The organism is Cryptosporangium phraense (genome assembly GCF_006912135.1).
Lineage (GTDB): Bacteria > Actinomycetota > Actinomycetes > Mycobacteriales > Cryptosporangiaceae > Cryptosporangium > Cryptosporangium phraense.
Genome location: NZ_VIRS01000049.1, coordinates 35,486 through 47,639 on the forward strand (window position 1 = coordinate 35,486; position 12,154 = coordinate 47,639).

12 protein-coding genes and 1 pseudogene are annotated in these 12,154 nt (G+C 71.7%); 6 read left to right on the plus strand and 7 right to left on the minus strand.

Going from position 1 to position 12,154, the window contains the following annotated elements; genetic code table 11:
- Window positions 1-41 precede the first annotated feature (41 nt).
- Window positions 42-620: a TIGR03086 family metal-binding protein gene (locus FL583_RS37005; RefSeq protein ID WP_205752788.1), complete on the plus strand. Its 579-nt coding sequence runs from the start codon at window positions 42-44 to the stop codon at window positions 618-620.
- Here FL583_RS37005 and FL583_RS37010 read toward each other — a convergent pair.
- The 7 genes from FL583_RS37010 to FL583_RS37040 all read right to left on the minus strand — a co-directional run bounded on the left by FL583_RS37010 (window position 617) and on the right by FL583_RS37040 (window position 7,011).
- Complete coding sequence (locus FL583_RS37010; RefSeq protein WP_142709577.1) at window positions 617-2,179, minus strand: fused response regulator/phosphatase; 1,563 nt, start codon at window positions 2,177-2,179, stop codon at window positions 617-619. The genes FL583_RS37005 and FL583_RS37010 overlap by 4 nt on opposite strands.
- A complete protein-coding gene (locus tag FL583_RS37015; protein ID WP_142709578.1) occupies window positions 2,176-3,894 on the minus strand; it encodes an ATP-binding protein in 1,719 nt (572 codons plus the stop codon). Before FL583_RS37015 ends, FL583_RS37010 begins: the two co-directional genes overlap by 4 nt.
- Complete coding sequence (locus FL583_RS37020) at window positions 3,891-4,955, minus strand: ATP-binding protein (RefSeq protein ID WP_205752789.1); 1,065 nt, start codon at window positions 4,953-4,955, stop codon at window positions 3,891-3,893. The genes FL583_RS37015 and FL583_RS37020 overlap by 4 nt, the downstream gene beginning before the upstream one ends.
- Window positions 4,943-5,341 carry an anti-sigma regulatory factor gene (locus tag FL583_RS37025; RefSeq protein ID WP_142709579.1) on the minus strand — a complete coding sequence of 133 codons (399 nt, stop codon included), beginning with the start codon at window positions 5,339-5,341 and terminating at the stop codon, window positions 4,943-4,945. The genes FL583_RS37020 and FL583_RS37025 overlap by 13 nt, the downstream gene beginning before the upstream one ends.
- On the minus strand, window positions 5,338-5,712 hold the full coding sequence (locus FL583_RS37030; RefSeq protein ID WP_142709580.1) for an STAS domain-containing protein: 375 nt from the start codon (window positions 5,710-5,712) through the stop codon (window positions 5,338-5,340). Before FL583_RS37030 ends, FL583_RS37025 begins: the two co-directional genes overlap by 4 nt.
- Before the next feature lies 1 nt (window position 5,713).
- Window positions 5,714-6,514: an STAS domain-containing protein gene (locus tag FL583_RS37035; RefSeq protein ID WP_142709581.1), complete on the minus strand. Its 801-nt coding sequence runs from the start codon at window positions 6,512-6,514 to the stop codon at window positions 5,714-5,716.
- A gap of 71 nt (window positions 6,515-6,585) precedes the next feature.
- A complete protein-coding gene (locus tag FL583_RS37040) occupies window positions 6,586-7,011 on the minus strand; it encodes an ATP-binding protein (protein ID WP_170324067.1) in 426 nt (141 codons plus the stop codon).
- Window positions 7,012-7,099: 88 nt separating this feature from the next.
- On the opposite strand from FL583_RS37040, the gene FL583_RS37045 reads away from it, so the two are divergent.
- The 5 genes and pseudogenes from FL583_RS37045 to FL583_RS43275 form a co-directional block, all read left to right on the plus strand.
- Entirely contained in the window at window positions 7,100-7,894 is a 795-nt protein-coding gene (locus FL583_RS37045) for a class I SAM-dependent methyltransferase (RefSeq protein ID WP_142709583.1), read from the plus strand.
- Between the two features lie 59 nt (window positions 7,895-7,953).
- Window positions 7,954-9,018, plus strand: coding sequence for an alpha/beta hydrolase (locus tag FL583_RS37050; RefSeq protein ID WP_205752790.1), 1,065 nt, complete (start codon window positions 7,954-7,956; stop codon window positions 9,016-9,018).
- Window positions 9,019-9,055: 37 nt separating this feature from the next.
- Window positions 9,056-10,927, plus strand: a complete 1,872-nt coding sequence (locus FL583_RS37055) for a penicillin-binding transpeptidase domain-containing protein (protein WP_142709584.1) — start codon at window positions 9,056-9,058, stop codon at window positions 10,925-10,927.
- 151 nt (window positions 10,928-11,078) lie between these two features.
- Window positions 11,079-11,681: a helix-turn-helix domain-containing protein gene (locus FL583_RS43270; RefSeq protein WP_142709585.1), complete on the plus strand. Its 603-nt coding sequence runs from the start codon at window positions 11,079-11,081 to the stop codon at window positions 11,679-11,681.
- A pseudogene (locus tag FL583_RS43275) lies at window positions 11,578-11,847 on the plus strand (transposase); the annotation flags it as partial. The gene FL583_RS43270 and the pseudogene FL583_RS43275, both read left to right, overlap by 104 nt.
- Between the last annotated feature and the right edge of the window lie 307 nt (window positions 11,848-12,154).

Sequence of the window (12,154 nt, forward strand, 5' to 3'; positions counted from 1 at the left end):
AAAAGTTCCGTTCCAAATTGGAGGACCGTATGTGGTCGGTATTGACACAGGCTCATGGCGCGCTCCGGTCGGTTGTGGCCGAGGTCGGCGACGATCAGTGGGCGCTGCGGACGCCGTGCGAGAAGTGGAACGTCGCGCAGGTCGTGCGGCACGCGTCGGGCGATCAGCTCGGCTACGCGGCCGCGATCACCGGCGTCGGTGGGCCGACCGAGGATCCGTTCGCGCCGTCCGAAGGGCGGCCCGAGCCGTCGTCCGTGGGGGCTGCGCTCGACGCCGCCGCGGCGGCGTTCGCGACGATCGAGCCGGGCACCCCGGAGGTGCCGAGCCCGCTGCCGATCGGGCCGCTGTCGGCCGAGTCGGTGGTGAGTGCGGCCGCGCTGGACGCGGCGGTGCACGCGTGGGACGTGGCGGTCGCTCTGGGGCGGCCGTCGCCGCTGACTCCGGAGCTGGCCGAGCAGTTGATGCCGATCGCGGAGGTGATGGCGGGGCCGCTCCGCGCGTTCGCGTTCGGACCGGCGATCGAGGGGGAGCCGGGCGACGATGCGGCGGCGCGGCTCCTGCGCTTCCTCGGCCGCCGGCCGGATTGGCCGCCGGCCGGACTGGGAACGCTCGGAAGCTAGCGCTCAGCCGCGGGCATGATCCTCAGGGCCAGCAGGGCGATGTCGTCCTCACCCCGGCTCGCGGCCAGCTCACCCAGCACCCGGTCGCAGTAATCCTCCAAACTCTCGTCCACCACCGCCGACAGGACCCGCAACTGCTCCATGCCCTCGTCGATCGGCGCCCGGCGGGACTCGACGAGCCCATCCGTGACCAGCACGATCGTCCCCCCGCTCGGGATCTCGAACGTCACCTCGCGACGCTCGAGCGGGCCGACGCCGAGCAGCGGGCCACCGACCGGGACGTAGTCCGCACCGTCCGCCGTCACCAGCAGCGGCGGGAGGTGGCCGCCGGTCGTCGCGGTCGCGGCGCCGGTGCGGGGGTCGACGGTGAGCAGCAGCACGGTGGCCAGCGTTCCGGGGTGGTAGCGGCGCATCATCGCATCGAGGCGGGCGATGATCTCCGACGGGCGGTGCCCGTCGACCGCGTACGCGCGCAGCGCGTGCCGGAGCTCGGCCATCACGGTGGCGGCGTGCAGCGAGTGCCCGACGACGTCGCCGATCGCGACCAGCACGCAGTCGTCGAGCTCGGCGACCTCGTAGAAGTCGCCGCCGATCTCGGCGGTCGCGTTGGCCGGCACGTACCGGCCGGCGACCTGGACGCCCTCGATCGCCGGGACGTCGCGCGGGAGCAGGCTGCGCTGGATGGTCAGCGCGACGCTGCGCTCCTCGGCGTACGACCGGACCGCATCCACCGCGAGCGCGGTGATCTGCCCCAGCTGGCTGAGCAGGTCCCGCTCCTCCGCCGATGCGGACGCGTCCGAAGCGGGCATTTCCAGCACGGGCACGGCCAGCACGGTCGGCGGTTGCCGCCGCCGGGACGGCACCGCGGAGACGGTCAGCGCGGTGTCCGGCGTCAGCCAGTCGGCGGCCTGCAGCCACTCGGCCGGCGGACGCGCCGAGAACTGCGACGGGTCGGGCAGCACGGCATGCCGGTGCACCCGGGACCCGACGGTGATCCCCGTGCCACTGTGGTCGACGGCGCTGGCCAGCGCGGGTCGGCCGAAGACCGCGAAGGCACCGGCCGCGGCGGCGATCAGTACCTCTTCGACGGTCCGGGCCGCGTTGATCTGCAGTGTCGCGTCGGCCAGCAGGGCGAGGCGCCGGGCCAGCCTTTCCGCGCGCTGCCGGGCCCGGGAGTAGCGCAGCATGGCCTGCGCGGTCGCGACGAGTTCGTCGGGGTCGATCGGCTCGGCCAGGTAGGCGTCGGCGCCCTCGGACAGGCCACGGGTCCGGTCGGCGACGTCGACCGACGTCGCGGATACGAACACCACCGGGACGCCGGCCGCGTCCGGGTCGTTCTTGATGCGGTCGCAGACCGTGTAGCCGTCCAGGTCGGGCAGGTTGACGTCGAGGAAGACGAGTTCGATCGGGCTGTCGGCGACGCGTTGCAGCGCCTCGCCGCCGGTCGCCGCCTCGACGACCCGGTGTCCGGCGCGGCGGAGCCAGGTGCTCAGGATGTACCGGTTGGCCGCGGCGTCGTCGACGACCAGCACGGTGGCGCCGGGTTCGGTCGACGTCATGGGCTGCCCTGCGCCGATCTCATGGCCTCGGCCACCGTCGCCTCGTCCAGATCGGCCTTCGGCAGCAGCGCGACGTACGGATCGGAACCGCCGGTCCAGTCCGTCTCCGACGTCACCACGACGACCGGGACCGTCGCCAGCGCCGAGTCCGCGCGCAGCGCGGCCAGGATCTCCTCGCCGCTCATCTCCGGCATCCGCAGGTCGAGGAAGATCAGGTGCGGACGGATGCGCTGGATCACCGGCAGGGCCTCGCGGGCGTCGGCGACCTCGGCGACCTCGAGGGGCCCGGGCGTCGAGTCGAGGGCCGTCCGGAGCATCCGCCGGAACGTCGGGTCGTCGTCGACGAGCACGACCCGCATCGGGTCGCTGCCCGCGGTCACCGGCCCGCTCGGCGCGGGTTCCCGGGGCACGACGACGGTCACGGTCGTGCCGGTACCGGGCTCGCTGCGCAACGCCAGCTCACCACCCAGCGCGGCCACCAGACGACGCACCAGCGGCAGGCCCAGCCCGGTGCCGCCCACCTGGGCCTGCAACGTCCCCGGCACCTGGTAGAACTCCTCGAACACGCGCTCCTGCTGGTCGGCCGGAATCCCGATCCCGGTGTCGGCGACGACGAACGTCAGCGAATCCCCGGCGACGGAAAGGTCCAGCCGCACCGACCCCGCCACCGTGTACTTGAGAGCGTTGGTCAGCAGGTTGCGCAGCACCTGGGTCAGCAGCATCCCGTCGCTGACCAGTGCCGGCGGCGGGTCGGGGTCGGCCACCACCAGGGCGACGTCGGCCCGGGCGTGCGCCGGGGCCAGCGCGGCCCGCAGTTGCCCGAGCAGCACCCGCAGGTCGACGTCCTCCCAGCTCGGCTGGATCCGGGTCGCCTCGGCCTTGGCCAGGTCGAGCAGGTCGTTGACCATCCGCAGCAGGTCGGCGGCCGAGCGGCGCATCAGCTCGATCTGGTGCTGCTGCTCGTCGCTGAACGGCGGATCGGCCAGGTCGGTCATCACCCGGATGAGCCCGAGGATCGAGTTCACCGGCGCGCGGAGCTCGTGGTTGACGTGGCGCAGGAAGCGGGTCTTGGCGTCGTTGGCCTCGCGCAGCCGCTGCGAGCGATCCTCCAGCTCGGCGTAGAGCGCGACCACGCCCTGGTTGGTGTGCTCGAGCTCCTCGGTGAGCTCGCCGTAGAGCGCCATCACTCCGCGGTTGGTCTCTTCGAGCTCGGCGTTCATCCGGATCTGGGCGTCCCGGCTCTGCTCCGCCTCCTCGAGTGCGGTGAGCAGGTCCTGGTTCTGCCGCCAGAGCTCGTCGGCCGGCGTCGTGGGGCGTAGCGCGGCCAGCTCGGCCCGTACCCGGGGCACGTCCACGACCCGGCCCGGCGGCAACTTCTTGCGCAGCGTGATCAGCACCTGATCGCCCTGCTGGGAGACGTCGAGATCGTCGACCAGACGGGCCGCCGCGGCCAGACCGGGCCGGTCCCGCACGTCGGTCGGGCCCGGGCCGGCCAAACGGATCTCCAGCACCTGGGTGACCTCGAAGACCGCGGTCACCGCGGTCGGGAACGCGAGGAGGACCCGGCCGACCTCGCTCAGCGCGGTCGCGACCCGGGTTTGGTCGGACCCGTCGAGGCCGACGGCGGCCGCGACGGACCGGGCGCTGTGTCGCAGGGCGAAGACATCGGCCTCGCCGCGGAGGTGGACGCGGAGCACGGTGCCGTCGGCGGTCATCGCGCGCTCCGCAGTACCAGGACCCCGGCGTCGTCGCGTCGGGTGCCGCCGTCCCGGAGCACGCTCGCGGCGACGACCTGCGGGTCCTGCCCGAGCAGCGCGAGCTGGCCGTCGAACGTCCAGCGGGTGCTGACGCCGTCGGTGTGCAGCACGGTCACCGCGTTCGGGTCGAGCGGATACTCGAACGAGCGGATCGTCCGGGCCTGGTGCCCGGCGATGCCGGGCATCGAGGTCAGGTGCTTGCTCGGAAGTCCGCGGGTCGTGATCTTCCCGGCGATGTTGCCGAGCCCGGCATACGACAGGACCGCACCGTCGATCCGGACGACCGCCAGCGCGGCCCCCCGGGTGTGGCTCAGGCCCCGATGTAACCGCGTCAGCAGCGCGGTGACGTCGGCCTCCCCGGCGTCCAGGAAGACCGAGACGGCCCGCTGGGCCGCGCCGGCCGCCAGGGGGCCGTGCCCGAGGCCGTCGCAGAGCAGGGCCACCAGGCCGGTCGCGGTCGGCCGGATCGCGTAGGCGTCGCCGCAGGCGACCTCGCCGGTCATCGGACGGGTGAGCCCGGCACCGACGTGCCCGGCCGGCGGGGCGGGCCGGCCGATCCGGTCGAACCGTCGCCGCTCGATCCCGAACCGGGCCGCGACGATCGTGCCGCGGCCGGGCACCGAGTACCCGTCGAACGTGGTGGCCAGGCGGACGACCGCGCCGAGCCCGACGCCCAGCGTGCCGGCCGACGACCGGCCGTCGCGAAGGTGCGCGTCCAGGTCCTCCAGGCCCGGGCCGGCATCCATCGCGACGACGTCGATCGCCGGTTCCTCCGAAGAACCCAGGTACTGACGGGCGACCCGCAAGGCCACCGCGCCGTCGCGCGCGTGCCGGTGGAGGTTCGTGGCCAGCTCGGTGACCGCGATCGCCACCTCGCCGGTGCGCGCCTCGTCGAAGCCGAGCTTCGTGGCCAGCACGGTCGCGTAGCGCCGGGCCGCGCCGGCCGCGCTGATGTCGTCGATCGGGACCCAGTGGGTCTCCGGGTCCCCGGCCGCCGGGACCTCGCTCAGCGGCTCCACTTCGCCACCGTGATCCGGGTTCCCCGGCCGACCTCGGTGTCCAGGTCGAACTCGTCGACGAGCCGGCGCGACCCGGAGAGACCCAGGCCGAGGCCACCACCCGAGGTCCACCCGTCGGTCATCGCGAGATCGATGTCGGCGATGCCCGGTCCCTCGTCCGCGAAGACGATCCGGACGCCCCGCTTGGCACCGGACGTCACGATCTGGACCTCGGCGGTGCCGCCACCGCCGTAGAGAAACGTGTTCCGGGCCAGTTCGCTGGCCGCGGTGACGAGCTTGGTCTGATCGATCAGCGAGAGCTTGGCCGCCACCGCCACCGATCGGACGAGCTGCCGCACCCGGACGACGTCCTCGTCCGAGGCGATCGGCAGGGTCTGAGAAGTCACTGTTCGTCGGCCGCGATGGCCTTCGCCTGGCGTAAGAGCGCCAGGCCCTTCTCCAGGTTCAGGGCCGTGCGCACTTCGCCCAGCGACAGACCCAGCTCGACCAGCGTGATCGCCACCGCCGGGCGCATTCCGACGACGACCGTGTCCGCGTCGAGCATCCGGGACACCGACGCGGTGGTGGCCAGGATCCGCCCGATGAACGAGTCGACGATCTCGAGCGCCGAGATGTCGATGACGACGCCCCGGGCGCCGGTCGTCGTGATCCGGTCGGCCAGCGCGTCCTGCATCGCCATGGCGGTCTGGTCGGACAGGTCGACCTGGATCGACACCAGCAGGACGTCGTCCAGCTTCAGGATCGGGATGGCGTCCATCTCAGCTCCGGCCCTGACGCCGGTGCAGCGCCAGCGCGAGCGCGTCGGCGAGCGTCGCCTTCGTGGCGATGTCCCCGAACTCGATACCGAGCGCGACGATGGTCTGGGCGATCTGCGGGCGGATGCCGGAGATGATCGACTCGGCACCCATCAGCCGCGCGGCCATCACCGTCTTCAGCAGGTGCTGGGCGACCTGGGTGTCGACCGCGGGCACGCCGGTGATGTCGATGATCGCGGTGTCGGCGTCGGTGCTGGTCAGGGCCTCGAGTAACTGCTCCATGACGGCCTGCGCCCGAGCCGAGTCCAAAGTGCCGACCAGCGGCACCGCGATGATCCCGTCCCAGAGCTTGACGACCGGCGTCGACAGCTCGAGCAGCTGCTCGGCCTGCTCGGCGATCACCTGCTCGCGGGCCTGCGAGTAGGCCTCGAACGTGAGCAGCCCGAGGTCGTCGACCAGCGCGGAGAACTGCAGGAACTCGCCGAGCGGCAGGTCGTCGCCGATCCGGCGGCTGACGACCTGCTTGAGCGCGAACACGCTGACCGCGGTCTCCCGCGGGGAGAAGCCCTGCACCGCGCGGGCCCGGGACAGCTCGGCCAGCAGCCCGTGCAACTCGGTGAAGTCGGAGCTTTCCAGTCCGGCGCGCAGCGTCCGGTAGAGCTCGGCCAGCTCGGTGCGTACCTCCGGCTTGCTGACCCGCCCGCGCAGGCTCTGGGTGACGATCTCGGACCACTCGTCGACGATGCCCTCGGGGTCTCCGGCGAGAACGGGCAACAGGCCCTCCAGCGAGTGGGTCTGGGACATTCATCGGCTCCGTTCTGCTGCGATGTTGGCGGCCTTCGCAACTATGACAGCAGCTCAGCCGGGCAGACCGATCAGGCTACCGTCAGCTCGAACCAGACCGTCTTTCCGTCCGGACGAACCCGGACGCCCCACTCGTCGGCCAGCATCTCGACCAGCTGGAGCCCGCGTCCGCGATGGGCCTTCCCGTCCCGGTTCTGGAGTTCGGGCAGTTGCACGGAATCGTCACTCACCGCAACGTGCAGGACGGCGCCGTCGAGCCGGAGGTCGAGCTGGACGGCGCCGGCGCCGTCGGTGTGCTCGATCGCGTTGGAGACGACCTCGCTGACGAGCAGCACGACGTCCTCGACGACCATCCCCGCGGCGCCGGAGGACGCGAGGAAGTCGGCGGCGAAGCGTCGGGCGGTGTTCGCGGAGCCGGGGATCCGAGGTAACCGCGCGGTGGCTGTCGGAATGGTGTGCCTCCGCGGTTGTCGGTTCGACGCTCCTTGAGTGTCCACCGCGGGGGCGTTTGAAGCGGTGTCGGGGGCCTTCTCATTTTTTGGGATGAGTTTCCCGTTCAGTGGGATCGAGGTCTACGGTGGAGACATGTACACGCACGGGCATGCGGAGAGCGTGCTGCGGTCCCACCGGACCCGCACCATGGAGAACTCGGCCGGCTACCTGCTCCCTCACCTGCGGGGCGGCCTCGACCTGCTCGACATCGGCAGCGGCCCCGGCACCATCACCGTCGACCTGGCCGAACGGGTCGCTCCGGGCCGGGTCACCGCGGTCGAGGTGACCGAGAATGCGCTCGCGCTCACCCGGGCCGAGGCCGCGCGCCGGGGCGCCGACTCGATCGACTTCCTCGTCGCCGACGTCCACGCGCTCGACCTGCCGTCGGATTCGTTCGACGTCGTGCACGCGCACCAGGTGCTACAGCACGTGGCCGATCCGGTGGCGGCGCTGCGCGAGATGATCCGGGTCTGCCGTCCGGGTGGCGTCGTCGCGGTGCGCGACGGCGACTACCGCGGCTTCACCTGGTACCCGGAGCTCCCCGGGCTGGACCGGTGGCTCGCGCTCTACCAGGCCGCGGCCCGGGCCAACGGCGGCGAGCCGAACGCCGGCCGTCGCCTCCTGGCCTGGGCCCACGCGGCCGGCGCGACCGATGTGACGGCCACGTCGTCGACCTGGTGTTACGCCGAGCCGGCGGCGCGCGAGGCGTGGGGTGGGATGTGGGCCGACCGGATCACCGGCTCGGCCATCGCCGGGCAACTCGTCGACTCAGGCCTCGCCACTGTCGACGATCTGGAGGCCGTGGCCGCAGCCTGGCGCGAGTGGGCCGCCCATCCCGACGGCTGGATCAGCATCCCGCACGGCGAGCTCCTGATCCGACCAAAGTAGAAGTGGGGCGAGCCACCGGCCGGAAGCGGGACCCCGACGGCCGGAGCCACGCTCAGGCCATGCCTTTCGGATACCTCATCTCGGTCGGGATCCTGGCCTTCGCCACCGGCACCGCCGTCGTCGGTCCCCGCCCCGCGCACACGACGCCGAGCCACTGGGCGTTCTGGGCCACGTTCATGATCAACGAGCTGCCGTTCCTCGCCCTCTACCTGTTGATCGCCGAGTCGCTCCTCGCCGCCGCCCAGGGAGACCTCTTCACCCCGGGCGGTCTGGTAGGGCTCGCCGTCGCCGTGCTGACCGCCGCCGGGCTGGTCGTCCTGATCCGGCGCGCGCTGGCCACTGGGGCGGCCCTGCAGGTGACGACGCCGATTCCCTGGGCCCACGTCCTGCTCGCCCCGTTCGCCGTCCGTCGCCGGGGCGTCCGCCGGATCGGCGACCTCGCCTACGGCGACGCCGGCCGGCGCAACCGGCTCGACGTCTACTGCGGACCCACCCCCGGACCCGTCTTCGTCTACTTCCACGGCGGCGGCTTCCGGATCGGTCACAAACGCAAGGAGGGCCGGGCCCTCCTCTACGCGCTCGCCGCGCGGGGCTGGGTCTGCGTCAGCGCCAACTACCGCTTCACCGGCTATCCCGACGCCCATGTGGACGCCAAGCGAGTGATCGCCTGGGTCCGGGAGCACATCGCGGAGTACGGCGGTGACGCGGGCACGATCGTCGTCTCCGGCAGCTCGGCCGGCGGGCATCTGGCCAGCATGCTCGCGCTCACCCCGAACGACCCGACCTTCCAGCCCGGCTTCGAGGACGCCGACACGTCGGTCTCGGCCGTCGTCGGCTTCTACGGCTACTACGGACGGGTCGCCGGGCCCGGCTCCTCGCCGCTGGACCACCTGACCGAGGCCCCGCCGTTCCTGTTCCTGCACGGCGACCTGGACGCCTCGACGCTGATCGAGGACACCCGGGAGTTCGCCGCGAAGCTCCGGGCGGTCAGCTCCCAGCCGGTGATCCTGGCCGAGCTGCCCGGCGCCCAACACACGTTCGACCTGTTCTTCTCGGCGCGCTACGTCCGGATCATCGAGGCCGTCGCCGCATTCGCGCGGCTGCCCTACGATCGGGCCCGCTGACTGACCGAAGCTGGACAAACGCGCACAGAGGGATCCGATGAACAAAACGACCCTGGCCACGCTCGTCGTGCTGTGCGCTGCCGTCCTCACCGCCTGCTCGAAGGACGACGCGCCGGAGCCCACCATCGACGCGTTCCTCGACGGCTGGCAGCACGGGAAGTTCGCCAAGGTCAGCGTCGTCGATCCGAACGGCAAGGCCGTTCCGGACCTGAAGCAGGAGATCGCGAAGGTCGCCGGCGACCTCCCGGCCGCGCCGTCGAAGCTCGCCCGCTCCGGGAAGGCGACGGTGAAGGACGACGACGCGACGAGCACGGTGAAGGTGACCTGGACCCTGCCCGGCGGTGTCGTCTGGGCCTACGACACGTCGGTGCGGCTGCGGAAGAACGACGACAAGTGGCAGGTGGTCTGGGAGCCCGCGCTGGTGCACAAGAGCCTGAAGACCGGGGACGTGCTGGTGGCCCAGCGGAAGGAGGCGCCCAGGGCGAGCGTCCTCGACACGACCGGGAGCCCGATCGTCAAGGCCCGGCCGGTCGTCACCGTCCTGCTCGACCCGGCCAAGGTCACCGACGCCGCCGCCACCGCGAAGCAGTTGACGGCCGCGTTCGAACAGATCGACACCGACGTCGACCTGTCCGATCTGCCGGCCCAGCTCGCGAAGGCCAAGCCGGGCATCGCGGTCGAGGTCGTGACCCTGCGCCAGGAGGCCTACGACCAGATCGAGTCGCGGATCAGCGCGATCGCCGGCACCACGACGACGAAGTCCACGCTCGACCTCGCGCCGACCCGCCAGTTCGCCCGCGCGCTGCTCGGCTCGGTCTCCGACGTCACCAAAGAGGACCTGACCAAGAACCCGGGGAAGTACGACCTCGGCGACCACGTCGGCCACGGCGGACTGCAGGCCGCGTTCGACGCCCGGCTCCGCGGCACGCCGGGGGAGACCATCCTCGTCCGCCACCCGGACAAGACCGAGGCCGACCTCTTCTCCACCGTGCCGAAGCCCGGCCAGGACGTCCGCACCACGCTCGACCAGCGCGTCCAGACCGCCGCGGAGACCGCGCTGAAGGACGTGACCCAGCGCAGCGCGGTGGTGGCGATCCGGATCAAGGACGGCGCGGTGCTCGCGGCCGCGAACGGCCCCGACGGTGGGACGTTCAACGCCGCGTTCGAGGCCCGGGTCCCGCCCGGCTCGACGTTCAAGATGGTCTCGGCGCTGGGTCTGCTCGACAGCGGCAAGGTCACCGCCGAGGAGACCGTCGCGTGCCCGAGCCACCTGGCCGCCGGTGGCCGCGACTTCAAGAATTTCGACGACTTCGAGCTGGGCAACGTGCCGTTCCGGACCGACTTCGCCCAGTCGTGCAACACGGCGTTCGTCGCGCTGGCTCCGCGACTCGGGCCGGACGGGCTGGCCGACGCCGGTCGCACGCTGGGCCTGGAGTCGGACTACAAGCTCCCGGTGCCCGCGTTCTCCGGCAAGGTCTCGACCGGCGGTGACGCGGCCGAGCGGGCCGCGGCCGCGTTCGGTCAGGGCACGACCGTGGTGAGCCCGCTGTCGATGGCCGCGGCGACCGCGGCGGTGGCGTCCGGGCAGTTCAAGGCGCCGACGTTGGTGGCCGGGCAGCCGGTCGTGCCGGCCGGGCCGCAGCTCGAGGTGGCCGCGCTGCAGCCGTTGCGGGCGATGATGCGTGAGGTCGTGACCGATGGCACGGCTACGGCTCTGCGGGATGCTCCGGGTGGGCCGGTGTACGGGAAGACGGGGACGGCCGAGTACGACAACAATCCTGATCATGCGCACGCGTGGTTCGTCGGGTACCAGGGCGAGATCGCGTTCGCGGTCTTCGTCGAGGGCGGGGGCCACAGCACGTCGGTTTCGGTTCCGGTAGCCAAGAATTTCCTCCGAGCCCTCAATTAGCCGCTCCGCGCGCGGATTGACGGTTGTCGGGGTTGTCAGCGCGTTGGATTCAGAGCCTGGTTGCCACACTGGGGTGTTGGCCGCATGGCGTGCCGGGCTGGCGGGGTGATCGTGACGTGACGTGACGTGACGTGGCGGGTCCGGTCGGGTCTTGTCGCTGGCGGAGCGGGTGGAGATCGCGGTGTTGTGGGCGGCTGGGCAGTCTGCAGCGCAGATCGGTCGGGTGCGGGGTCGTGATTGGTCGGCGATCGGGCGGGAGCTGACGCGTGATCAGTCCGGTCGGCGGCCGGACCGGCGGGTCTGGCGGTATCGGGGTTGTCTGCCCGACCGCAGACCGCAGACCGCGGGCCGCAGACGCGACGCTGGCCGCGTCGGACGAGTTGGCCGCGTTCGTGGTAACCGGGGCTGGAGCATGGCTGGGGCCCTCGGCAGATCCAGGGCAGTCCGGCCGAGGCGTTGGTCGACCGGCCGGAGATGCGCGTGTCCCACGAAACGACCTAGCAGTCCTTTTCGTGCAGACCCGCGGGCAGCCGCACTGCGCGCTGAGCACACCTGCGCACCGGCTGGTCGATGCGCAAGCCCGAGCCTCCGGGCTCGCGCTGAGGTTGCGAGCAAAGCCGCCCGCGGACCACACTGCGCCCGCCGTCCGGGACGGCGGCTTCCAAATGGCGCTGCACGGCGACATCACCCTCGCCACCGACCTGGACATCTACTTCTACGACCCGCACTCACCCTGGCAACGCGGCTCGAATGAAAACACCAGTGGCCTGCTGCGCCAGTACTTCCCCAAAGCACCGACCTCCCCGCGCGTCTCATCAGGAGACCCCGACTGGGCCACCCCGAACGAGAAACTCACCGCCGTCCTAGACTCACCTGCCGCAAACGACGGCCTGACGTCGGGGCGGGTGAAGGACCGATAACGCGTCGATCCGCGAGGCGCCCCTCGATCGCGGCCGGCGCGGCCGCGGCGCGCGCTGTTGGCGCCGATCCTCGGCGCGGTCCGAGGTGGCGGGTGGCATCGGCAACATGTTCTGCGGATTGGTCAACTTTCCTGACTACTTGGTCAGGAAAGTTGACCAATCCAGAAACTAAATGTGCTCCGGCGAGCGTGTGGTGGCCGTAGCGGCGCCGCCGCAATCACAGAGCCGGCCGAGTGATCCCTACGGCACGGCTGCGCGTTGCGGCCCGTGGCCCGCAAAGGAAGAACGGCGGCTGGTCACTAGCCGC